The 22,567-nt window shown below is 65.6% G+C and carries 20 protein-coding genes; 1 reads left to right on the top strand and 19 read right to left on the bottom strand.

The features are described from left to right. Positions 1 to 103: 103 nt before the first annotated feature. From ACFP1K_RS15080 to ACFP1K_RS15025, 12 genes are all read right to left on the bottom strand, one after another. Positions 104 to 1,027, bottom strand: coding sequence for a TauD/TfdA family dioxygenase (locus ACFP1K_RS15080; protein WP_380752588.1), 924 nt, complete (start codon positions 1,025 to 1,027; stop codon positions 104 to 106). Further along, positions 1,024 to 2,484 (bottom strand): AMP-binding protein, encoded by a 1,461-nt coding sequence (locus ACFP1K_RS15075; protein ID WP_380752585.1) that lies wholly within the window; start codon positions 2,482 to 2,484, stop codon positions 1,024 to 1,026. Before ACFP1K_RS15075 ends, ACFP1K_RS15080 begins: the two co-directional genes overlap by 4 nt. Next, positions 2,481 to 3,410, bottom strand: a complete 930-nt coding sequence (locus tag ACFP1K_RS15070) for a TauD/TfdA family dioxygenase (RefSeq protein WP_380752582.1) — start codon at positions 3,408 to 3,410, stop codon at positions 2,481 to 2,483. The genes ACFP1K_RS15075 and ACFP1K_RS15070 overlap by 4 nt, the downstream gene beginning before the upstream one ends. Further along, a complete protein-coding gene (locus ACFP1K_RS15065; protein ID WP_380752579.1) occupies positions 3,397 to 4,587 on the bottom strand; it encodes a hypothetical protein in 1,191 nt (396 codons plus the stop codon). Before ACFP1K_RS15065 ends, ACFP1K_RS15070 begins: the two co-directional genes overlap by 14 nt. A 1-nt stretch (position 4,588) precedes the next feature. After that, positions 4,589 to 4,831, bottom strand: coding sequence for an acyl carrier protein (locus ACFP1K_RS15060; protein WP_380752576.1), 243 nt, complete (start codon positions 4,829 to 4,831; stop codon positions 4,589 to 4,591). Positions 4,832 to 4,836: 5 nt separating this feature from the next. Beyond that, a complete protein-coding gene (locus ACFP1K_RS15055; RefSeq protein WP_380752573.1) occupies positions 4,837 to 6,387 on the bottom strand; it encodes an HAL/PAL/TAL family ammonia-lyase in 1,551 nt (516 codons plus the stop codon). After that, a complete protein-coding gene (locus tag ACFP1K_RS15050; RefSeq protein ID WP_380752570.1) occupies positions 6,359 to 9,424 on the bottom strand; it encodes an AMP-binding protein in 3,066 nt (1,021 codons plus the stop codon). The genes ACFP1K_RS15055 and ACFP1K_RS15050 overlap by 29 nt, the downstream gene beginning before the upstream one ends. Positions 9,425 to 9,485: 61 nt before the next feature. Next, on the bottom strand, positions 9,486 to 9,704 hold the full coding sequence (locus tag ACFP1K_RS15045; protein ID WP_380752567.1) for a phosphopantetheine-binding protein: 219 nt from the start codon (positions 9,702 to 9,704) through the stop codon (positions 9,486 to 9,488). Then, complete coding sequence (locus ACFP1K_RS15040; protein WP_380752564.1) at positions 9,682 to 10,836, bottom strand: hypothetical protein; 1,155 nt, start codon at positions 10,834 to 10,836, stop codon at positions 9,682 to 9,684. Before ACFP1K_RS15040 ends, ACFP1K_RS15045 begins: the two co-directional genes overlap by 23 nt. Continuing rightward, positions 10,833 to 11,603 (bottom strand): O-methyltransferase, encoded by a 771-nt coding sequence (locus tag ACFP1K_RS15035; protein WP_380752561.1) that lies wholly within the window; start codon positions 11,601 to 11,603, stop codon positions 10,833 to 10,835. The genes ACFP1K_RS15040 and ACFP1K_RS15035 overlap by 4 nt, the downstream gene beginning before the upstream one ends. Positions 11,604 to 11,728: 125 nt before the next feature. After that, positions 11,729 to 12,331: an O-methyltransferase gene (locus ACFP1K_RS15030; RefSeq protein ID WP_380752558.1), complete on the bottom strand. Its 603-nt coding sequence runs from the start codon at positions 12,329 to 12,331 to the stop codon at positions 11,729 to 11,731. Between the two features lie 305 nt (positions 12,332 to 12,636). After that, a complete protein-coding gene (locus ACFP1K_RS15025; protein WP_380752555.1) occupies positions 12,637 to 13,902 on the bottom strand; it encodes an MFS transporter in 1,266 nt (421 codons plus the stop codon). Positions 13,903 to 14,087: 185 nt separating this feature from the next. Here ACFP1K_RS15025 and ACFP1K_RS15020 point away from each other — a divergent pair, with 185 nt between their 5' ends. Further along, positions 14,088 to 15,860: a condensation domain-containing protein gene (locus ACFP1K_RS15020; protein ID WP_380752552.1), complete on the top strand. Its 1,773-nt coding sequence runs from the start codon at positions 14,088 to 14,090 to the stop codon at positions 15,858 to 15,860. 102 nt (positions 15,861 to 15,962) lie between these two features. On the opposite strand, the gene ACFP1K_RS15015 is transcribed toward ACFP1K_RS15020, so the two are convergent. The 7 genes from ACFP1K_RS15015 to ACFP1K_RS14985 all read right to left on the bottom strand — a co-directional run bounded on the left by ACFP1K_RS15015 (position 15,963) and on the right by ACFP1K_RS14985 (position 22,516). Then, entirely contained in the window at positions 15,963 to 16,826 is an 864-nt protein-coding gene (locus tag ACFP1K_RS15015) for an AfsR/SARP family transcriptional regulator (protein ID WP_380752692.1), read from the bottom strand. A 604-nt stretch (positions 16,827 to 17,430) separates the two neighbouring features. Continuing rightward, a complete protein-coding gene (locus ACFP1K_RS15010) occupies positions 17,431 to 17,658 on the bottom strand; it encodes a hypothetical protein (RefSeq protein ID WP_380752549.1) in 228 nt (75 codons plus the stop codon). 253 nt (positions 17,659 to 17,911) lie between these two features. Next, complete coding sequence (locus ACFP1K_RS15005) at positions 17,912 to 18,667, bottom strand: GntR family transcriptional regulator (protein WP_380752546.1); 756 nt, start codon at positions 18,665 to 18,667, stop codon at positions 17,912 to 17,914. An 8-nt stretch (positions 18,668 to 18,675) separates the two neighbouring features. Next, positions 18,676 to 19,449 carry a tryptophan synthase subunit alpha gene (gene trpA / locus ACFP1K_RS15000; RefSeq protein WP_380752543.1) on the bottom strand — a complete coding sequence of 258 codons (774 nt, stop codon included), beginning with the start codon at positions 19,447 to 19,449 and terminating at the stop codon, positions 18,676 to 18,678. Beyond that, positions 19,446 to 20,651, bottom strand: a complete 1,206-nt coding sequence (gene trpB, locus ACFP1K_RS14995; protein WP_380752538.1) for a tryptophan synthase subunit beta — start codon at positions 20,649 to 20,651, stop codon at positions 19,446 to 19,448. Before trpB ends, trpA begins: the two co-directional genes overlap by 4 nt. 124 nt (positions 20,652 to 20,775) lie before the next feature. Continuing rightward, positions 20,776 to 21,387: an FMN reductase gene (locus tag ACFP1K_RS14990; protein WP_380752535.1), complete on the bottom strand. Its 612-nt coding sequence runs from the start codon at positions 21,385 to 21,387 to the stop codon at positions 20,776 to 20,778. A gap of 19 nt (positions 21,388 to 21,406) precedes the next feature. Then, entirely contained in the window at positions 21,407 to 22,516 is a 1,110-nt protein-coding gene (locus ACFP1K_RS14985) for an LLM class flavin-dependent oxidoreductase (protein WP_380752532.1), read from the bottom strand. Positions 22,517 to 22,567 lie beyond the last annotated feature (51 nt).

The following is a 22,567-nucleotide window of genomic DNA, read 5'->3' as shown; positions in this document are numbered from 1 at the left end:
CTTATCGACACTGCCGGTTCGCATCGGTTTTCTTCGATCTCGATGAACCTTGGGCAGATGTTTCGTCGGCGGCTCCAGCCGGGCCGGGTCAGGTCAGGTCAGGTCAGGTCATCGCCACCGCGATCTGTCGTTCCCCCTCGTACGGTTCGCGTCCGTGGGCCGTCAGCATGTTGTCGATCATCAGCAGGTCGCCTCGCCGGTAGTCGAACCGTGTCGCTGCCTCACGATATTTCTCGCGGATGTGCGCGCATACCTCCGCTGGAATTTCCGCCCCGTCACCGTAGACGGTGTTATTGGGAAGGCCGGACCTTCCGAAAAGCTCCTCAAGGACTCCGATGACACGCTCGGGAATGGTTGTCCAGTGAAAGAAGGCTATGTGGTTGAACCACAGTTCATCGCCGTTTCCTGGATGGCGGTGAAGAGCCACTCGATCGGCTACGGTGCGGAGAGTCCCGTCGCTGTTCCAGTGCGTCTGTATGCCGTTGTCTCCGCAGTAGAGATCCACGGCTTCGCGGCTCGTGGTTCCAAATACCTCGCTCCACGGCAGGCCGATCTGTGGATGGTAATTCCGGATGTGCCGCCAGCCGCGCCTGCGGAACTCTTCGACGATGCCGACGTCAAGCGAGGCGGTGACCTGACGCACGTCGGCTAGTGGCGTTGCCCCACCTGAAGCGGGCGGCCGCTGGCAGAAGAAGAAGAGCCTGCCCGGCCAGGTCGCCTGGTAGGAGTTTTCATTGTGGAAGAATATTTCCTCCTCCCGGGTGTACTCGGTCGACGTGTAGATTCCGGACTCGAGTTGCTTCCGCGGCGTGGAGCGCTCCGTATACGGCAACGGGTCGCCACCCAGTGTCCGAACCGCCTTCGCGAAGTCGGCTGTGCTCTCGAGGGGAAACCCTCGGAACAGGACACGGCCCGCTGACATCAGCCGCTCGTTGATATGCCGGGACTGATCGTCATTCAGCCTGGCGGTCAGGTCACTGTTCAGGTCGGATGGTGTGATCGGGGTGTCCGGCACCTTTTCTGTCACTCCCATGACGCGCTCGACTTTCCACGTTCTGTGACGTTGATCTGTGTGTCGATCCGAATGGAACGCGGCAGCGCATAGGACGGAAATGTCTGGCGCAGGTGCGCAAGAAGATCGCTTTGGGTCGTCCCGCCGTCCCGAGTCACCACGGCCGAGTGGAGGCCGTGCACCTCGTCCGCCTGGACGGCGGCGCTCACCACCCCTGGAAAGGCGTTGAGGCAAGACTCAAGAGCGGCCAGGTTGATCCGAAAGCCGGCGACCTTCGCCTCCCGTCCCAGCCGGCCGACGTAGGTGTAGGTGCCGTCGTGGTCGCGCCGCACGCGATCTCCGCTGCGGTAGCTGCGCTCGCCGGCGGAACCGGGGAAAGGCCGCAACTGCCCGCGGCCGTCCGCAGCGTCGTCCGAGTCCGAGGCGGTGAGGTAACCAGTCGCCACCTGCACCCCGGCGATTACCAGCTCGCCCTCCTCGACCTCGTCTCCGGCCCGGGGCGGCCGTCCCTCGATACTCAACTCCACGCCTGGCGGGGCGGTCCCGATCGGAATCTCGTGACCGGTGAAGCCGGCCGGCACGAAGTAGCGGCAGCAGCCCACGGTCGCCTCGGAAGGGCCGTACTCGTTGACCACCAGCGTGTCGGGGAGGCTGTGCCGCCAGCGGGCAATACTTTGCCCGTACAGGGCCTCACCTCCGACGACCAGGACTGGCATCGAGCACCGGGCTCCACGCGCCTCCAGCAGCTCACACAGCATGTTGACCTGGCTCGGCGTCATCTTGACGAAACTGGAGCCCTGGAGGATGCCGGGGTCGGTGGCGACCTGAAGCGGCCAACGCAAGGGATCGAGAACCTGTACTCGCCTGCCGTTCAGGAGCGGTCCGAGGAGGCTGGTGATCGTCAGGTCGAAGCCCAGCGAGGTGAACAGCGGTGCCCCCCATCCTCGGGTGCAGTCGTACTCGCGCATCGACCAGCCGAGGTAGGCCCGCACGGCGGGCTCGGGTACGACGACTCCCTTTGGATCCCCGCTGGTGCCCGAGGTGAAGATCACGTACACGGTGTCCTGCGGGACGGTTGGTATGAGGCGGTTGGCGCCTGGATCGTTGGTCACGTCCCCGGGGCTGAGCCAGACGACGCCGTCGGTCGTCCCGCCGGCGTCCCCGAGGATGAAGGCGGCACCGCACAGACGGGCGATCCTGGCGGCAGTGCGTGGCGGCATGCGGAGATCGATGGGAGCGAATGCGGCTCCGGTCATCAGGATGGCCACGATCTGGACGAGGGCGGTCGTGCTCGGGGCCGTCTGGATAGGCACGATCGCCCCGGGTCCGGCCCCGCGTCGGCGCAAATGGATGGCGACCTCGCGTGCGTGCGAAAGTAGCTGCGCATGCGTGGTGACCGCGCCCCGCTCGATGACCGCGGCGGCGGTAGAACTGGTCAGTTCGCCGGCAAGGCTGTGCGCGCGTGTGGTCACGGCCTTGCCAATCCTGCGCAGTCAACGAGGTCGCCGACGGCGACCAGCAAACGACGCACGCCCGTATAGGGGTTACGAGCGTGGCTGCGGCGCAGGTTGTCGACGACTATCGCGCGGTCCGCCTTCCAGGGCACGACTTCCTCCAGGTCGGAGCAGATTTCTACAAGTTCGTCGATGACGCCGTCGGGGATCGGCCTGCCGTCCCCGCGTCGGCACCCTTTGGGAAACTCGTGAGGCTCGTAGAGCAGACGGAGCGAATCGTGAATTTCCTCGTCCAGTGCCCGAGGATGCCAATGCAGGATTTGTGCTGTCAGCGAGGGTCGGCCAGTGGCCGGGTCGAGGATGACAGCCGGCCGCCGCTGCTCGGTGGTGAGGATGCCGCCGCGCTCATCCCACCTCCAGGTGGCGCCTTCCCGTTCGCAGGCGCGCTCGGCAGCGGCTGGATCAGTGGTGCGGTAGACCTGGCGCCAGTCGAGCCCGAGGTCCATCCCCAGTCGGCGAACGTAGGTGACGCCGGTGGCGAGGACGTCCCTGGCCGAGCTGCTGAGCCGCTCGTAGACGGCCGTCATGTCCGCGGTCGGTGTCTGCCCGCCGTCCCCGATTTCCTGGCAGCCGAAGATGAGTCGCCGGGGCCACATGCGCGCGAACGTGTTCTCGTTGTGCCACAGCAGCTTCCTGGTCCGTGAGAAGGGGGTCGGACTGTTGATCGTGCCCGTGGGGTCATCGCCGATGCTGTTGTGCTCCGGGTTGTCTTTGGCGAGCGGCCCGCAAGCCGCAGCGGCGAGTCGCTGGAAAGTCGCCACGTCCTGGCACAACCCATCGCCGTCGATGACGACCGCACCGTCACGGCGAAGGTGCTCCGCGACCGCCGTGGAGTTGGCGAGCCACCACACTTCCGGTGGGCCATCGAGCCTAAGGTGCCGCATCGGAGGCCGCCCTTTCACCGTGTGCCGCCGCCGAGATCAGGTGCCGGCGTGCCAGCTGCGCCAAGCGGGCGATACCGGTGCTGTCGGCGGTGCCGCGTCGTGCGGTCACCGTCACTTCAAGGCTGGTGTCAGTGACCGTCACGCCTACTGACAGCTGGTTACGTGCCACCGGCAAGCGGATGTCGATGGGCCGCAGGTGATGCAGACGACGCCGATACCGGATGTCACGCAAATAGAACTTGCAGGGCCGACCGCCGTGGCCGGCGGCTTCGCTGCCCGGGCGGATCTCCTGCCGCATGGCGGCGGCCAGCCGGCGCATCACGGCCGTGTGGACGGCGGCGGCCGCGGCCGGACCGGACGTGCCGCGGTCGACGGTGGCGATCTCCAGTTGAGACAGGTGGAATCCCATCGTGTCCTGGGACGTGCCGGCCAGCGGGCGGAGGTCTACGTCGATGTACGCCATGACCGACGCCGGCTCCGACCAAGCCGCCGCGGCAGCCGCCAGGTGCCCGACCGTCCAGGCGAACGGGGTGACTCCGGCCCTCCGCGCCGCGGCCGCGAGCCGCTCCCAGACACGGTCGCCATTCGAGATCGCCAGGTGCCGCTGCAGGTCGGTCACGAGCGGGGCATGGTCTCGCGTGGCAACGCGGTGCACGGAAGGGCCGAAGCCGGGATGGCGATGTCCCGCGTCGCCTGCCCCGGGTCCGGTGAGCCGGCGGTCGACCTCGGTCCAGAAGATCTCCTCGGAATGCGCGTCCCAGACGATGTGGTGGGCCAGCACGAACAGCCGCGTGGCGTTTCCCTTGTGATCGGCCTGTGCGGCCAGGTGGACCAGCGGCCCGGTCGCGAGGGAGGTCGGCAGCCCTGCCAAGTGGGAGACGACGTCCGTGCGCCGCCATTCCGCCGGGAACGCGAGGACCTCCGCGGGCAGCGAATCCGCGGGCGACTCGAGGAACTTGTGAAGTAGGCCTTGCTCGTCGACTGCGAACCGCGCCAGCGCCTCGGGATGGCCGGCCCGGACAGCGGTCATGGCGCCGGCCGCGTCGCGAAGGCTTACCTGCGACCCGGGGCATAACTCCGCGGCCGCCAGGCACAGGTAGCGCCCCCGCGGTTCGGCCGCCTGCTCCTGATACCACAGGCCGAACTCGGCCGCGGTGGCAGGCAGGACCATCGCCACCTCAGCGTCGCCTCGCTTCGATGACGCAGCGCGTTATGGTGGCCAGCTGCGGAGTCTCAAAGACCTCGAGCATCGGCAGCGTGACATCGCACGCGGCTTCGACCGATCGCAGCAGCCGGATGAAGGTGAAGGAGTCGGCGCCGCTTTCGAAGAGGTTGTCGTGCGGTGCCAGCTTCATCGCGGACTCCGGCGCGATATCACGCCAGCAAGCTTCGACCTCTTCCAGCACCTGCGGGTAATCCATTGGCCTCATCGACCCGCCTCTTCTCGAGCACCGGCTGCGGCGGTCTGTTCCGCGACGAGGTCGCCGGCCAGGTCGTGCCGGAGGAATTGGCGGGTTTGCTCGATGTCGCCGGCCAAGACGCGGTCGTCCTCGAGCCGGGGCACTCGTGTGCGGTAACGCTCCTTCGCGCCGCGGACTGCGGGGGAAAGGACCAGCCCGGCCTTGAGATCGGCGGCCTGGCATGCGGTCATCAACTCGATGGCCAGCACGTTCTCCAGGTTGTCCACGATCTGCCGCAGCTTCAGCACGGAGGTGCCACCCATGCTCACGTGATCTTCCTGCAGCTGGCAGGTCGGAATCGAGTCGACGCTGCCGGGGTGCGCCAGGGTCTTGGCTTCGCTCACCAGCGCCGCGGCGGAGTACTGGCTGATCATGAGCCCGGAGTTGACGCCGGGATCCTCGGTGAGGAAGTCCGGGAGACCGCGGCGTCCGGACAGCAGCTGGTAGGTCCGGCGCTCGGAGATGGCGGCGAGCTCGGTGGCGGCGATGCCGAGCATGTCCGCGGCCATGGCGACCGACTCGCCGTGCAGGTTGCCGCCCAGGAGCACCAGGTCGTCATCCACGAAGAACAGCGGGTTGTCGGCGGTCGTGTTGATCTCGTTGAGGATCGAGTTCTGGGCGTATGCGATGTGCTCGCGCACGGCCCCGTGGACCTGAGGAATGCATCGAAACGAGTAGGGGTCCTGCATCGACGGTACAGCGGTGTCCAAGGCTGAGTGGTTTCCGCCGTGGGTGTAGTGGGAGAGGTTCGTGGCGACCACCGCCCGCCACCGGTTCCCCGAATCGCGGTGGTATCGCTCGTGGAAGAACCTGTCGGCGCAACTGAATGCCTGGGTGCTGATCGCCGCGATCAGGTCGGCCGAGCGCGCGAGCTCGAGGAGGCGCCGCAGTTCGATCACCGCGACGGCCGAGATGTACTGGGTCCCGTTGGTCAGCGCGAGACCGTCCTTGGGACCGAGCTCCACCCGGCCGAGGCCCAGCTGCTCCTCGACGTCCCTGGTGTCGCACACCTGGCCGTCCACGGTGATCTGGCCGAGGCCCAGGAGGGGAAGCGCCAGGTGGGACAGGGGTGCGAGGTCTCCGCTCGCACCGACGGTGCCGCGCTCGGGTACCACGGGGTGGATGCCGTTGTTGAGCATCCTCACCAGGCTTTCGGCGACCTCCAGGGACACGCCGGTGTAGCCGCTGCGGAAGGTCAGCAGCTTGATCAGAAGCATCATCCGGACGACTTCAACGGGCGCACCGAGCCCGATGCCGCATGCGTGGGAAAGGATGTGGCGACGCTGGAGTTCTGCCTCATCGCCGGGCCGGACGCGGATGTTGGCCAGCGCGCCGAAGCCGGAGTTGACGCCGTACAGCAACTCGGGCCTCACGGTGAGCGAATCGACCCACTTGGACGAACGTCTGATCGCCTCGGTGGCCTCATCCGCCAGGACTACTGTGTTGCCGGGATCGATCCCGGCCATCAGGTGCTCGAGCTCCCAGCGTTCACGGGGCCGAATCGCGACGTTGGCCATCGCCGAACCTCCTCATTGAGAACTGCTTTGTCATGGTGGCGAGAGTGGCGTCGGCCTCAGCACGCAGTGCACGTGCCATCCCACCGTCGGAGCGGCCCGTGACGACGCAGGTGATGTCCTTGGCCAGTGCGCTGGTCCGGAAGTAGCACGCGAGGGCATGGCGCGGGGGCGAGCCGATGAGCTGCGTGGCCGAGCTCGCCACGCCGTCGATCTCGACAGCCGGCGCGGGCACCTGATCCTCCAGGACGACGACGACGTCGCCGACGGGTGCCCACCCTTGTCCCGGCCGTACGCTGCCGAATCCCGGGACCAGCGCCGCGAAGTCGACAGCCGCCAATAGGTCGCGGTTGACCGCTTCGATGACGCGGGTGGTGTCCTGGCCGGCGGCATCGACCAGCAGGGGCACGTCAACCACGTAATTGCCGATCGAGCGGACCTCGTCTGGAGTCCGCGTCGAGACCGGTGTCTCGACGACAACCTGGTCCCGGTCCAGCATCCGGCCGGCCGCCCTGGCGATCAACGTGATGAGGACAGCCGCCCGGCTCACTGACAGGCAGTCCGCGAGTTCCCTGATTGGCTGCGTCGGCAGCCGCCAATCGACCACCGACGCTCCCGCGGCAGCACCGTCCGGGCGCAGCCGCTCGTCGTAAGGCTGAGCCTTCAGCCCATGCCTGACCGTGGACCAGTGCCCTGCCGCAGACTGGACGAGACGGGCATCCGGTCTTGCTGGGGGCAGCACGCACAGCGAGGACAGCGATGTTCGGCGTTCCGGTGTGCTCAGGCGGTGCTGCAGCTCCGCCACGAGCAGTCCCATGCTCACTCCGTCGCACACCAGGTGGTGGGCAACCAGATAGACGCCCACCGGTGCGGGCTCCGTGCGCGAGCGGACCAATATGGCCCGGACCAGCTGATCCGCCTCGACGTCGAACGGCTGGTACGCACTGCTGTCCACCTCCGGTTGGGGGAAGGTGCCGGCGGATGCAGAGATCTGGAGTACGTCGACCCGCGCGACGCCTGCTCCGCGCAAGACCCGTCGCGGGCGATCGCGGCCCGGGACGTACCGGACTCTCAGCTGGGCTACGTCCTCGAGCAAGTCCGACAGCGCTTGCCGGAGGCGCTGCTCGGTGATGGCCGCATGCGTGGTGAATCCCCCGACGACGTTCAGTGCACCGTCGCTGGGAAACATCTGACTCCACACCCAGATCGGCCGTTCAGTGGAGGTCAGCTCCTCGCCGAGGGTCACGGGGGCGGCGGTCGACGCGGATTGCGGAGTCTGACGACGCTTGCGGTCCACCACGCCGGCGAGCCCGGCGACCGTGGGGTGGGCCAGGTAGTCACGGATCGTCAGCCTGACTCCCAGGTCGCGCTCCAGGTGAGCGCTCAACTCGAGTGCCAGGAGGGAGTGTCCGCCGCTGGCGAAAAAGTCAGTCGAGCCTGTTACGGCCACGTCGGGCAGTACCCGCTCGAACGCCGCGGCGACCGCCTTCAGCGTCGTATCGTCCGCCGTCACCTCCACCTGTTCGCCGCCCGATCCGGCCACCTTGAGCGACCGGTAGTCGACCTTCCCGGAATGCAGGCGCGGCAGGTATGGACGGATCACCACCCGGTCGGGCAGAAGGCGGAGCTCCACCGTCTCGGCGATCTGCGTCAGGACCGCGACACGATCGAGGCGGCTGTCGGACGGCACGATCCAGACGTGGATCGCCACCTGCCCGTCTGTCTCATCGGCTCGAGCGGCCGCCTGCCCCACGGCCGGGAGCGCGTGGAGCACCGCCTCCACCTGGTCGAGATTGATCCGTACACCGCGTCGTTTCACGGTTCGATCGCGCCGTCCCGACAACCGCAGACGACCACGGTGGTCCAGATAGCCGAGATCCCCTGTCCGGAAGACCGGGACGCCATTGGGTGCCGGGAAAGCTACAAGCGAGCCGACCTGCTCCGATCCGTATCCGCGACATAGGTGCTCAGACTCCACCACGATCTCGCCGGGGTGTTGCGCTGAGGATCCGGATCGGCCGTCCAACGGCTCGATGGACAGCGTTCGTCCTGCGATCGCTTCACCAACCGGAATGTCGTCCGAGTCGGCGTCCTCCGAGGTGATCTGGTGCCAGGTCAGCAGAACGCACTCCGAAGGGCCGTACTCATTGTGCAGTCCGACCTTGGCCCCGCAGCGCTCCGCAGCGTCGAAGACCTGCCTTGCCACCTGCGGGTCGAACCGCTCGCCGCTGCACATCACCTCCGTCAGGTGCGGCGGCCACGCCGCCCCGGGCCGCACCGCGGCGGACGCCACCCGCCTCAGGATCGACGGAGTGGTCTCAAAATGGGTGATGCGCGCCTCCCTCAGCCACTGAAGCACCGCGTCCCCGTCATTGCGTATGGACATCGGCGCGACAACGCCTGCCGCGCCACTGGCCAGGGCCGAGATCAGTTGGCAGTAGTGGGCGTCGTAGGTGGGGGCCGCCCACAGCGCCAGGCGGTGGCCCGGCGCGAGGCCATATCTGCCGACGAACTCCGCGCAGTAGTACTCGATCGCCGCACGACTCATCTCGATCAGCTTCGGGTCCGCTGTCGTGCCAGAAGTCCGAACGCAGTATGCCGCTGCCTGCGGTGTCCGCACCGCCATGCGTTCGCTGTGCTCGAGCACGGCATGGTCATCCCATTGCCGGGCGACTTCACTCAGGTCCCGCCCGGTAACGGTGACCAGTTGATTTATCAGGTTCGCGGGCGTGGTTTCGGCGGATGGGCCGGCCAGGAGGACCACATCGGCGGCGAACTGATCGATGAGCTGCCGCCGCACGGCGTCGCTTTCCTGTTCGTCGATGACCATGAAGGTCCGCCCCGCCCAGAGACATGCCGCCATCAACGCGCTGACCTCAATCGACGCCGCACCGACGATGGCGACCCGTTCCGCGTGCCGTCGACCGAAGAACTCATCACATGCGCAGGCAAGGGCACCGAGGTCGGCGTACGACAAGACATCGCCTGTGCTGTCCACCAAGGCCGTCTCGGCAGCTCCACGCCGGATCCGCTCATCCAAGATCGTGACTAGCGATGCCCGTCCGTCTGGACCAGAGCTGATCATGATGGCTTCCCCTTGGTCACTCGGCGTTCGCCATCATCGCCACGAATTCATTCATGCTGGCCGCAGACAGCAGGTCGTCCAGTGAAACGTCGTATCCAGCCTCCCGCAGCCCTCCCAGCAGGGAAAGAATTCCTAGCGAGTCGAGACCAAGCCCGAATACGTCTACCGCCATGTCCGTCAGCTCGCGACCAGTCACCACGCGGAACTCTTGCTCAAGAACCTTGCGCGCCTGCATCGTCAGCCTCCTTTGTCGCGTAACGCGACGTAGTCACATCGCCGCGATCACGCCCATCGGCTTTTCCCTGCACTCCGGGTGCCTGAAGCCTGCGTGCTCGACAGTCCAGCGCATCCGTCACCGTACTTATCTGTTGCCCGATGATCTCGGGAAAGCCGGCCATCAGCCGGCGCAGTGCCGAACGGTCATCGTTATGCTTCGCACTGAATACCGCCACGGGCAGAGCCGAATAAAATCGAAGTACCGTGCTATATCGTTCGCTGATGTAGCGTTGCCATAGATCATCGCCGAGCAGCAACTGCAATCGCTCAGACATCAAACTGCTGTGCTCGAACAGCGCCCGCGGGGCATGGAGATCGAGCCCCGTACCTTTGGGCGGCGTGTCCAGGAGCTCATCCCGGTACGCTTCGAGCGCCGCTACGCCGTACAGGCGACCGTCCGGCATGGCCAGACCCTGGGTGGCTCGACCCGGATTCCCGGAAGCGAGAAAAAGCTCGAGCTCAGCAACCACAAACCGTGGGTCGAACCGGTAGGACGCCATTGGATTGAATTTGAAAAGAATAAATGATCGCGTCCACGGATGGTCCGCGTTCGCGCAGGACTCGTAAGCGGCGTCAAGCTCCGCCCATGAAACATGAGTGGTTTCAAATCGAATCAACTCGTCGTAACCAAGTAGATGCGCGATCCCCGCATCACCGTCTGATCCATGGATAAGAACGTCATGATGACAAGGACTCTCCCCGTACGTCGGTCGTCTCGGAATAAAGAACTCATCGACAAACGTGTAGATGTACCAGCCATCGAGAAGCTGTGCATGCACGAACTCGGCGAAGCTGCGGCCGATCCACCTTTGCATCCACTCGCGGCCGGCCCTGATGGTGTGCAGATACGGATTGGCCGCAAAATCATAGGAATAGAAGCACAGTGACGGGGACTCTATCGGGTGTTCATCATAGGCCAGGTGTATGAAGTTCGAGAGAATCCAGTCACGGTTCTTGGGAGCATGCGCCTCGATGATCGAGACCGGGTACGCATACGGCTGGTACGCCCGGATACTGGGATTCGTTGTCACCGGCAGAATTGTGCGTTGACGCCGCAGGTTCTCGACGTGTTCCGCCGCAACCTTGTTCACCGGTACTGTCCAACCGCCCACGCGCGCTCGGCCGGTCCCTGGATCCGGCTGACGGCAAGCGCGTCGGACATGAACTCGAGCGGGGTGACGATTTCATCCCGGACCGCCTCTTCCCATGCGATCGTCGGGCCGATCCCCCACTTGAACCAGGGAGTCAGGTCATCGACCACGAGCATGGCGCCTGGCTTGGCCAGCCGTCGAGCGTTCGTGATGTCCGCCTTGGCGCACGAGTACTCGTGGCCTCCGTCGATGAAGATGAGATCGAAACCATCCGCTGATCGGGGTACCTGGAAGGCTGGAACCGTTTGCGTGGAATCTCCGTAGATCAGGCGATGGCGACCCGGGTAACGAGAGTCGATGAACTCCTTTGCCGACTTGACGGAGGCCTCGGTGTTGATTTCAAAGGATGTGACCTTCGCCTGAGGAGAGCTTTCGAGGAAGGCGATGCTCGAGAAGCCGATATTGAAACCTATCTCGGCTATGGAACTTGCCTTCCGTGCACGCGCCAGATACATGAGATATAGGATCTGGGCCAGGCAGCTGATTCCGTCGTCCAGTGCGTTTCCGGGCCCTTGCGCATGCCGGAATATGCCCTCCATTAGCGAGTTGATGCGTGATTGATCGCTGATTCCCGAGTCGGAGAACAGGGCAGACTTGAGTCCCGCCGAAGGCATCGACATGTCCATATGGCAATGTTGCTTTTGAAGGCTTTCGCTGTCAACACTTCGGTGCTGCCGGCGCTGAGGAAACGTCAGAAGAGCCGTCATCGCAAGATTTCCTGCCGAGGGACCCCCGGTAGGGATGGAGTGATTTATTTGCGCGGCGTCACTCGGGAATCGATCACCCGGAAGCGGACATATTAGTACCGTCGCTGATCTTGACGGTCCTTCGCTTACTGGTATTGTCCGACTGCCCACGCGCGCTGGGCCGGCCCCTGAGGTCGGCTGACGGCAAACGCGTCGGACACGTACTCGAGCGGGGTGACGATTTCATCCCGGACCGCCTCTTCCCATGCGGTCGTCGGGCCGATCCCCCACTTGAACCAGGGAGTCAGGCTGTTGATCACGAGCGTGGCGCCTGGCTTGGCCAGCCGTCGAGCGTTCGTGATGTCCGCCTTGGCGCACGCGTACTCGTGGCCTCCGTCGATGAAGATGAGATCGAAACCATCCGCTGATCGGGGTACCTGGAAGGCTGGAACCGTTTGCGTGGAATCTCCGTAGATCAGGTGATGGCGATCCGGGTAACGAGAGTCGATGAACTCCTTTGCCGACTTGACATGAGCCTCGTTGTGAATTTCAAACGATGTGACCTCCACGGAGGGCGAGCTCTCCAGGAAGGCGATACTCGAGTAGCCGATGCTGAAACCTATCTCGGCTATGGAGCTGGCCTTCCGTTCACGCGCCAGATACATGAGATAAAGGACCTGGGACAGGGAGCTAACCCGGTCATCCAATGTGTTTGCGCGATCTTCTGCCTGCCGGAATATGTCCTCCATGAGCGATTGGATACGTGATCGATCGCTGATTCCTGAATCGGAGAACAAGGCAGACTCGAGTCCTGCTGGAGGCATCGACATGTCCATGTCGCAATGTTGGCTTCCGAAATTTACCGCTGTCAACGCTGTGGTGATGCCAGCGCTGAGGCAGCCTCAGAAGAGCCTTCCCGCGTGGCAGAAGGTCAGCTTCCGAGGTAGCGGAACGTCGCGGCATGATTGTTGTCCCGCCCGGCAGGACAAAAAACATGCAGTGCCCAGTTGACAGTTCTCTGGCTGACTCTCAGGCAGAGGCGGGGGCGTCTTGGTCACTTCGCGGGTGTAGTTTGTGCCGTCTGGCTGGTGCTGGTCGGCTGCTGGCGTTCGTTGAGTAGTGCGGCGATGCCGATCAGGCCTGCTACCGCGATGAAGGATCCCAGGCCGATGACCCAGCGCGGGCCGAACCATTCCGCCAGCACGCCGCTCGCGAGCATGGCGACGAGCGACACCCCGGCGTAGAGGGCGCCGGTCGTGCCCACGATCCGGCCGCGCAGCGAGCGCGGCGTGCTGAGCAGCAGCCAGGTCTGCCCGCCCACCCAGGAGATGGTGAAGGGCAGCCCGGACACGACGAAGGCGATCAGCGCCAGCGGCAGCGACGGCCAGATCGCCAGCACCACGATCGCGCCATTGGAGATGGCGGCGCCGAGCAGGACGGGAAGACGGTACCCCAGCCGGCGGACCACCGTGCCGATCACCGGGCCCGCGATCACGGCCGAGACCGCGAACGCGCTGTTGACCAGGCCCATCTGCGCGGAAGTGGCGCCGATCACGCCCAGCATCAGCACTGGAAACAGGGAAGACAGCGGCCCCTCCTTGATCGCGTCAAGGAGTTGCAGGAGTACCAGGCCCCGGACGCGACGGCTGCGTCGGAGCATCGCCAGATACCCGTCGCCGCCGCCTTCTTCGCCTTCCTCCGCCGTGCCGCCGGCGGTCGGCGTCTTCCGCCGGGAGCCCCGCAGGAGCAGGCTGAGCAGTGTGGCCAGCAGCATCAGCGCCGTCACCGCGATGGCCGTCCAGCGGAATCCGGCCCATCCCATGATGAACCCGCCGAGCGCCGGCCCAACCAGCCTGGTGGCATTGGAGGCGAACGAATTCAGGCCGTTGGCCTGGGCCAGGTCCTCGACGGTGACGTAGTCGGCGATGAGGACCTGCTCGGCGGGATTGTAGAGCTGCTGCAGGACCGCCTGGGCGAACACCGCGCAGACGAGGCCAAGCGGCGAGTCGGCGAGTGCGAAGAGGGCCACCAGTACCAGCACCCGGAGGAAGAGCGCGATCCGTATGATCCGCAGGGGGGCGCTCCAGCGGTCCGTGACAGTCCCGGCCAGGTGCCCGAAGGCCACCCCGGCCACGGTCGGGACCGCCGCGAGCACGGCTGTCCAGAGCGGCGAGAGGGTGAGCTGGTAGAGATGGACGCTCAAGGCGATGCCCACGCCCGATCCCACCAGCGATGAGACCAGGTTGACGACCAGCAACGTCCCGAAGTTCGGATTCCTCATCAAGAACCCGATCGGTTTGACCCCCTTGTTGACGCTCACCTGGCCGCTCCTCTCAGAAGGATGACCACATCAGCCATACGCGAAGACATAATCGTTACTTCAGTCATGATGTCAAGGTGTGTCTCTTGCTTATTGACGATTACAGATGCCTGCGCTAGAACTGGTCAAAGTCGATGGTCAAACCATCAATGCCTGCATTCGGTGAGCGTGCGTGGAGAAGTGGTATGTCAGTCGTCAAACTCACACCGCGATCTTCAGTACCCGTACATTTCTCGGCCGAGACCACCCGCCAAGGGCCACTGACCATAGGTCAGCTCAACATTCTGAAGTGGATTAATGATTTCAATTCGAGAGAGGGTCAGCCGTATCCCACCGTAATGTGTGCTGTCACCCTGAGTGGAACGGCGAGTGTGGAGGATGTCACTGACAGTCTTGCCCTCCTGATCGCCCGCCATGAAGTGCTGCGGACGTCCTTCGCCACCGGACCGCAGCCATATCAGCGTGTTTCCTCCGTTGGCACATTGATGGTTGACATCTATTCGCTGGAAGGCGGCCGAGCCGATCGGGTTGACGTTGAAGCCGAGCTCGCCAAGTACTTGGAGATCACAGCCCCAAGACAGCCTGCTGCGCAGCGGCTAGCCGGCCCACAGTTGCGAGTCGCCCTGGCCACGAGCGCCGAAGTGGTATGCGCAGGCCTCATTGAGTTCTCTCACATGGCTGTTGACAGGGCGGCCGCGCAAATCCTAGAGCATGAGCTGGCCGAACTGATAAGCGATTCTGCTGCTCGAGTCGTAGGACCGCCTCGTCATCAGCCTTTGGACCAGGCGGAACTCGAGCGCTCGGAGCGTGAATGTCAGAAACGTCGCAGAACGCTGGAACACTGGAGCAGCAATCTTGCCGTAATGCCCTCGCCTCTCTACCTGACGCCTTCTGCGGGGTCCGAGCTCACGGAGGCGAACGCTGACGACACGGTGGGCGTCTACATGTCATCACCAGCCATCGCACTAGCCGTGCAGTGCGTGAGCGCACGCACGCGAACCAGCCGGTCCAGCTGCCTGCTTGCCGCGTTGTGCGCCGTGCTCTCAGTGCGTACCGGCTATCGCGAGATAGTCTTTCCCGTGATGCCCTCAAACCGCTATGAGCGTCACCTTTACGACTACGTCGGTACGCTTGCCCAAACCGGCATCGCCGCTATCGATGTCGGCTCTGCGAGCTTCGATGAAGTGGTAAGGCAGGCATGGCGTGGCATGCTGAAAGGTTGCATGCACGGCGTTTACGATGTCTATGAGCTCGAAGAAATCGGTAACCGGATATCGCATGACCGCGGCGTCTATTTCTGTTTCGATGCCATCTACAACTGTAGTGTCATCGAAAGCGGTGTACCCATGAAGGAACCTGCACCATCGCCCGAGTACATGACCGCCATGCTGAGCCGGACTCAACTGCGCCGTTACCCTATGCCGTTCCGTCTGGCAACACCCGTCCGATTCGATGTTTCCAGGCTGGAAGGCGAGGTGGAACTGTGTGGCTGGAGTTCCGACGTCGGCCGAGTGCCGGCGGAACACCTGACATCGTTGCTGCAGGCCATTGAGCGTCTCCTGGTAGCAGCAGCCGGCGGCGACCTCGATCACGAGGGTATAATCGATGTCCTTCAGATGGAGCCAGTCCGCCGGGACTCGAACTGGGTAAAGACCGATATCCAGTGGGTTGAGCTGGCTGAAACTCAGAGACTCCTCGATGACGCGTTCGCACCGGTCAAGGCGCGGATTTTTTCACAGGTAGCCGGCGAACCGCTCGTGGCGTATGTCGAGGCTTCCGATTCCGTCCGTACGCCGGAGCAAGCTCACGCACGGTGCATGGCTGTGCTACCCGCACACCCGTCAGCGATGACGCCGCGCCATTACGTTATATGCGAGGCAGTTCCGGTCGGCGTTGACGACCCCATCGGTTGGCCGGCAGGGACAAGTGCAGGGACGGGAAGGAGCGCGGGCATCTAAACATTCAATGCCCGTCCGATGAGGCGCTGCAAAATCGATCGCCGCCGTGAGTCCGCGTCAGCCCTTGCGGGGCCGGTTCGGCTCGCCAAAGCCATCCACGTGCTACAGAACTACGTAGCAACCGCAGGGTGAAAAAGGTGCAATGGTATCGGCCATTTCCTCTCGACCGGTGAATTCGGCGATGGTCGGCGGAAGCCGTCGGGGGATAATGGTGTCGACCTTGCCTGTAGATTCCGATCCGAGACCAGTCCGGGGCGCGATTGTAAGCGAATTTTCCCGTTTCAGGATGGACTTGTGCAGCCTATCAAGCTGGTCGGACGGCTCCAGGCCAAGTTCCTCTCTGAGGATGGCCCGGACTTCCTGGAATGATTCAAGGGCGTCTGCTTGCCGGGCTGACCTGTACAGGGCGAGCATGTGCAACGCTCTCAGCGACTCGCGCAGTGGGTAAGCTTTGACGAGCTCACTCAGCTCGGCTACGAGGTCGTGATGCCGATCGAGTTTGAGCTCAAGCTCGATGCATTCTTCGGTGGTCCTGATTCGTTCCTCTTCAAGCCGAATCGCCATCGTTCTGACCACCCCGCTCTCGACGTCTGAGGCGACCGCGGGGCCGCGCCAAAGCGCGAGCGCGGCACGAAGCTCGGCTGCTGCATCCCTGATCTTCCGGGCAGCAGCCAGCTCCCGGCCGGAGTTGATCATCCGGCGGAACACGGCAGAGTCGAGCGATCCGGTGGGAATATGGATGGTATAGCCTACCAGGCTGGTGACGATCACATGGTCGTCGCCGAATTTCCGCAGCTGACGCCGCAAGGCGGATATGCAGGTCTGGATCTGGCCCTTGGCGGTGACGGGTGGATCCCCTCCCCATATCCCCTCGGTGATCCGGTCGAGCGATACGAGATTTCCTTCCTGCATGAGTAGCATCGCCAATATGGTTCGCTGACGGCCGCTCGGAAATCGTAGAGCCATTCGATCGAGTGAAACATCGAGCGAACCAAGGATCCTGAAATGCATAACACGAAGCCATTTCGACTTGATGGACGCGAGGTGGAGAATTCCGCGTTTTGGCGGATAGTCCCGTGGTCGCCTGGCAGGTGCGACGCTCCTCCCCATCGTCGCGGTCCGTTGAAGGGGCGGTGTCGCGCCACAGCGTCAGGAAGCGCTCGCGGGAGTCACGCCGGTACATCGGCACGAGGCTGCGTGATCGACTGCGACGAGCCGAGGGTCAGCCGACTCCGGTCGCGTTCGAGCAGGAAGTCCTGGTTCTGGTTGGGTCCTCGGCTTCCTCAACGACATGTGGCAGAGCCGGTCCGAGTGCGGCAGGGGGCATTCCGCAGCACCACCAGTGAAACTCTACCGAGATCAAATAGCTCGGATTCGAAGGCGGATTGGGCGTCATCGAGCGAATTCATATGACGAATCCCCTTTACTGGCCCGGCTGTTCGAGCGCGCCACTTCATCATGGCTCATGGTTTGCCGTTCAGGAAGGGCGCGGCGCCTGCTCACCCCACGATCTCGCCCGACCACGCACGGCGATTAGAGGTGCTCGCCGCGGTTATTTCGCGATTCTGATTCAGGGGGCGCCCAGTGTGCGGGCGCGGGTCACCGGCTCGCGCCAGACGATGTCGCGGACGTGGTTGCCGAGCCTGCGGTCCATCAGCAGCTTACGCAACTCGATCAGGTGGATCGCCCGTTGTGGCAGGTCACCGGTCCGGCCGGTGGCGTCCAGGGCCGGCCCGCCGGGCTCGCGGCACAGGAGCCTGAACGCCTGCTCGGCGATGTCCAGAGGCGAGCGCCGCACCGGGGGTGGCGCGCCGAATGTCGCTACTCATCGAAATCTCCAGAGCCAGAGAACATGAAATAAACGTGAAATCCACAGCTGGAAGGTGGATGGGATCAAGCTCTGGAGTCCGCATGCAAAAGAAATGGCGACATCTGCTGGATAAACTCCAGCGACACTCCGTCGGGTCCTCTTGCCGTGGTCCCGATCAAACTGCACACCGCCCGCGCGTTCATCGCCAGGACCCGCCACGCCCCACCGCCGCAGCGACCGCTCAATCCCCATCAACCTGGGTGACCCAGTGCAGCGACAGGTCCGTGGCCTTGCGCTCGGCCCTGATCTCCATCAACTCGCCGAGGATCGTGGCGTGGTCCATGACGACCAGGGCGCCCTGGTCGTCGTAGGTCGCCCGTTCGCTGACGAAGACCGGGCTGCCGGCCGGCTGCCGCAGCCGCGCCGCGACCGGGGCGGTGAGCAGGGCCGGCCTGATCCGTTCGGTCGCCCGGTGCACTCGCGCGCCGGCGTCGGCGAGCGCGGTGTACAGCGGGGTCTCGGTGAAATCGGTCCCCTTGATCGCCGAGGCGTGCGGTTCGGCGATCCAGGAGATCTGGTGGACGGCGGGCCGGCCCAGCACGTGCCGTACGCGTGCCAGCCGGAGGGCCCGGTGGCCGGCCGGCGCGTCGTCCGGCAGCAGGGTGAGCGAGCGCGGGGCCGGCCGGATCGCGGCCGACAGCACCTCGGTCCGCAGGGGGTAACCCTGCCTGCGCAGGTCGTCGCCGAGACTGCGCAGCGTGTCGAGGGGGTACTCCGCGCTGGCCGGGGTCACATAGGTGCCGCGGCCGGCCCGCTGGACGATCAGCCCCTCGCCGCTGAGGACCTGCAACGCCTGCCGCAGCGTCATCATCGTCACGCCGTAGGAGGCGCTGAGCTCACGCTGCGCGGGCAACGCCTCGCCCGCGCGGTAGTGGCCCGACCTGATCTTGTGGGTCAGGTCGTCGGCGATGACGCGGTAGCGGGGCGTACTGCTCATCTGACTCCCTATTCGAGTGCGCGTCGAATGCTCGCCACATATTCTCCCAGTTCGCGTGGCCGGGCGCCGTCGAGGAGCTTGCGCATCAGCGCCGAAGCCACCACGACGCCGTCGGCGTGGCCCGCCAGCTCGGCGGCCTGCGCCGGATCGGAGACCCCGAAACCGAACAGGACCGGCCGGTCGGTGAGTCCCTTGAGCTCGCGGCCGAGCCGGGCGGCCTGCCCGGGAATCTCGCCGCCCTCGCCGGTGGTGCCCATGCGGGTCACGGCGTAGACGAAGCCCCGGCTGCGCTCGGCGATCTCGCGCAGTCTGGCCCGGGAGGAGGACGGAGCGGCGAGCAGCACGAGATCGAGGCCCACTGCGGCCGCGGCGTCCGCCAGCTCCCCGGCCTCCTCCAGGGGCGAGTCGGGCACGATCAGCCCGCGCAGCCCGCTCGCGGTGAGCGCCGCACAGAACTCCGCGGTGCCATGCCGCATCACCAGATTGCTATAGGTCATCGCGACGAGCGGCACGCCGACGTCGAGCGTCGCGACCTCGTCGAGGATCCCCCTGACCGTGGTCCCGGCCGCGATCGCCCGGTCGGAGGCCTCCTGGATCGTGACGCCGTCCAGCATGGGATCGGAGAAGGGGAAGCCCAGCTCGACCGCGTCGGCTCCGGCGTCGGCGTAGGCGTGGACCACGTCCGTCCACCCGGGGGTGACCCCGGCGGTGACATAGGGCACCAGCAGGGGACGGCCCGTGCCACGGCGCGCGACCAGGAATTCCTCCAGGGTTTCGGTCACAGCAGCTCCTTGATGGAGGCGATGTCCTTGTCTCCCCTGCCGGAGAGGGTCAGCATCACGGTCGACCCCGGCGCGATCTCACCGGACTTGGCGGCCCGGATCACCCAGGCCACGGCGTGCGAGGACTCCAGCGCGGCCAGGATCCCCTCGGTGCGGGCCAGGTACAGCAGCGCCTCGACGACCTCTTCGTCGTTGACGGTCTCGTAGCGGGCGCGGCCCCCGTCGCGTAGATGGGCGTGCTCGGGGCCGATCCCCGGGTAGTCGAGGCCGGCCGCGACCGAGTGGGCCTCCTTCACCTGGCCGTCCTCGTCCTGGAGGACCAGCGAGCGGAAGCCGTGCAGCACCCCGGCGCTGCCGAAGGTCGCCGCCGCGCCGCCCTCGGCCTCGACCCCGACGAGCCGGGCGGTGGTGTCGACGAAGCCGGCGAACGTGCCCGCGGCGTTGGAGCCGCCGCCGATGCAGGCGACCACGTAGTCGGGCACGCCGACGGGGAGTTCGGCGGCGCACTGGGCGCGGGCCTCCTCGCCGATCACCCGCTGGAACTCGCGCACCATCCACGGATAGGGATGCGGGCCCATCACCGACCCGATGCAGTAGTAGGAGTCGTCCACCGACGACACCCAGTGCCGCATCGCCTCGTTGCAGGCGTCCTTGAGGGTGCGGCTCCCGGTCGTGACCGGCACGACCTCCGCGCCCAGCACGTTCATCCGCAGGACGTTGAGCTCCTGCCGTTCGATGTCGCGCTCGCCCATGAACACGGTCGCCTCGAGGCCCAGGAGCGCGGCGGCGGTGGCCGTGGCGACGCCGTGCTGGCCCGCGCCGGTCTCGGCCAGCAGCCGTCGCTTGCCCATGCGGTGAGCGAGCAGCGCCTGGCCGATCACATTGTTGATCTTGTGTGAGCCGGTGTGCGTGAGATCCTCGCGTTTGAGGAACAGGGTGATGCCGAGCTCACGGGAGAGCCGCCAGGCGGGGGTCAGCGGAGTGGGGCGGCCGGCGTAGACCGTGAGCAGGGTGCCGAGCCTGTTGCGGAACTCGGGGTCGCTCCAGGCCTCACGGAACGCCGCCTCGATCTCGTGGCAGGCCGGGATCAGCGACTCCGGCACGTACCGCCCGCCGTAGGCCCCGAACCGGCCGGTGGCGCCGGGGTCGCTCATCGCGCGGGCGGCGGGCACCGTGACGGCCTGCCGGCCGGACCAGGACATCGCACCCATGATCGCCTTCTCTCTCTAGACTGTTCTAGAACAGTAGCCCAGGGCTGCCGATTGGCAAGCCCTGGTTTTCGAAGGAGAAGTGCGGGGCGGGTGCGTACGCGGGGTGGGGGAGGGGTCAGGGGCGGAGGTTGGCCAGTTGCTGGGCGAAGGGGATCACGTCGGTCAGGGGGGTGGGGGGGATGGGGCGGGAGTGGAGGGCGGTGGCCAGTTCTTCGGCGGCGCGGGTTATCCGGGTGGAGAGGGACTCGGCGTCGCCGGGGGTGCCCCAGTCGTCGGAGGCGGCGTAGACGGCGGTGGGGGTGACGTGGGCGCGGAGGTAGCTGAAGAGGGGGCGCATCGCGTGTTCGAGGGCCAGGGAATGGCGGGGGGTGCCGCCGGTGGCGGCGATCAGGACGGGCTTGCCGGCCAGGGCGGTGTTGTCGATCACGTCGAAGAACGACTTGAACAGGCCGCTGTAGGAGGCGCTGAAGATGGGGGTGACGGCGATCAGGCCGTCGGCGTCGGTGACGGCCTCCACGGCGGAGCGCAGGGCGGGGCCGGGGAAGCCGGTCACCATGTTGTGGGCGATGTCGGTGGCGAGGTCGCGCAGCTCCACCACGCGCACCTCGACCTCGCGGTCCTCGGACAGGGCCCGTGTCGTCGCCTCCACCAGCCGGTCGGTCAGCAGGCGGGTCGAGGACGGCACGCTGAGGCCCGCCGACACGGCCACCAGTTTCAAGGGTCTCATCCACATCTCCCTAAGTGGTTCAGGCGGGAACCCCGCCGGGCACCGGGGCCTCCCCGGCGGCGTGGCGGGCGACCAGCGCGGCGTGCGTGGGTCCCTCGGGCACCCCGGCGGGCCGGAGCGCCGCGAACTCCTTGCGCAGCACCGGCACGACCTCCTCGCCGAGGATGTCGAGCTGCTCGAGCACCGTCTTCAGCGGCAACCCGGCGTGGTCCATGAGGAACAGCTGCCGCTGGTAGTCCCCGAAGTGCTCCCGGAAGGCCAGCGTCTTGTCGATGACCTCCTGCGGGCTGCCCACGGTCAGCGGCGTCTGCTCGGTGAACTCCTCCAGCGACGGCCCGTGCCCGTAGACCGGCGCGTTGTCGAAGTACGGCCGGAACTCGCGCACCGCGTCCTGGGAGTTCTTCCGCATGAACACCTGCCCTCCGAGCCCGACGTACGCCTGTTCGGGCGTGCCGTGCCCGTAGTGCGCGAACCGCTCCCGGTACAACCCGATGAGACGGACGAAGTGTTCCTTGGGCCAGAAGATGTTGTTGGCGAAGAACCCGTCGCCGTAGTACGCGGCCTGCTCGGCGATCTCGGGGCTGCGGATGGAGCCGTGCCACACGAACGGCGGCACCCCGTCCAGCGGGCGCGGCGTCGAGGTGAATCCCTGCAGCGGGGTCCGGAACCGTCCCTGCCAGTCCACGACGTCCTCGCGCCACAGCCGGTGCAGCAGCGCGTAGTTCTCGATGGCCAGCGGGATGCCCTGCCGGATGTCCTGCCCGAACCACGGGTAGACCGGCCCGGTGTTGCCTCGCCCGAGCATGAGGTCGACCCGGCCGTCGGCCAGGTGCTGGAGCATCGCGAAGTCCTCGGCGATCTTCACCGGGTCGCTGGTGGTGATCAGCGTGGTGGCGGTGGAGAGGATCAGCCGCTCGGTGCGCGCGGCGATGTAGCCGAGCATGGTGGTGGGGGAGGAGGGCACGAACGGCGGGTTGTGGTGTTCGCCGGTGGCGAAGACGTCCAGGCCGATCTCCTCGGCCTTCAGGGCGATGGCGACCATCGCCTTGATCCGGTCGTGCTCGGACGGCGTCGTGCCGTCGGTGGGGTCGGGGGTGACGTCGCCCACGGAGAAGAGTCCGAACTGCATCGCGCTCATGTCCTCTGCGAATGAGGTGCCAATTGAAATTTCAACCACCTA

It is taken from the genome of Sphaerisporangium aureirubrum, assembly GCF_042658925.1.
Classification (GTDB): Bacteria; Actinomycetota; Actinomycetes; order Streptosporangiales; family Streptosporangiaceae; genus Sphaerisporangium; species Sphaerisporangium aureirubrum.
The sequence above is the reverse complement of the archived record's forward strand: the minus strand, read 5'-3'. Positions and strand labels throughout refer to the sequence as shown.

Bases quoted from the DNA above. Each gene is read 5' to 3' on its own strand.
- ACFP1K_RS15070 (WP_380752582.1), bottom strand. From the start codon at position 3,410: ATGCGGCACCTTAGGCTCGATGGCCCACCGGAAGTGTGGTGGCTCGCC.
- ACFP1K_RS15060 (WP_380752576.1), bottom strand. From the start codon at position 4,831: ATGGATTACCCGCAGGTGCTGGAAGAGGTCGAAGCTTGCTGGCGTGAT.
- ACFP1K_RS15055 (WP_380752573.1), bottom strand. From the start codon at position 6,387: ATGGCCAACGTCGCGATTCGGCCCCGTGAACGCTGGGAGCTCGAGCAC.
- ACFP1K_RS15045 (WP_380752567.1), bottom strand. From the start codon at position 9,704: ATGCAGGCGCGCAAGGTTCTTGAGCAAGAGTTCCGCGTGGTGACTGGT.
- ACFP1K_RS15035 (WP_380752561.1), bottom strand. From the start codon at position 11,603: ATGACGGCTCTTCTGACGTTTCCTCAGCGCCGGCAGCACCGAAGTGTT.
- ACFP1K_RS15030 (WP_380752558.1), bottom strand. From the start codon at position 12,331: ATGGAGGACATATTCCGGCAGGCAGAAGATCGCGCAAACACATTGGAT.
- ACFP1K_RS15020 (WP_380752552.1), top strand. From the start codon at position 14,088: ATGTCAGTCGTCAAACTCACACCGCGATCTTCAGTACCCGTACATTTC.
- ACFP1K_RS15015 (WP_380752692.1), bottom strand. From the start codon at position 16,826: ATGGCTCTACGATTTCCGAGCGGCCGTCAGCGAACCATATTGGCGATG.
- ACFP1K_RS15005 (WP_380752546.1), bottom strand. From the start codon at position 18,667: ATGAGCAGTACGCCCCGCTACCGCGTCATCGCCGACGACCTGACCCAC.
- trpB (WP_380752538.1), bottom strand. From the start codon at position 20,651: ATGTCCTGGTCCGGCCGGCAGGCCGTCACGGTGCCCGCCGCCCGCGCG.
- ACFP1K_RS14990 (WP_380752535.1), bottom strand. From the start codon at position 21,387: ATGAGACCCTTGAAACTGGTGGCCGTGTCGGCGGGCCTCAGCGTGCCG.
- ACFP1K_RS14985 (WP_380752532.1), bottom strand. From the start codon at position 22,516: ATGCAGTTCGGACTCTTCTCCGTGGGCGACGTCACCCCCGACCCCACC.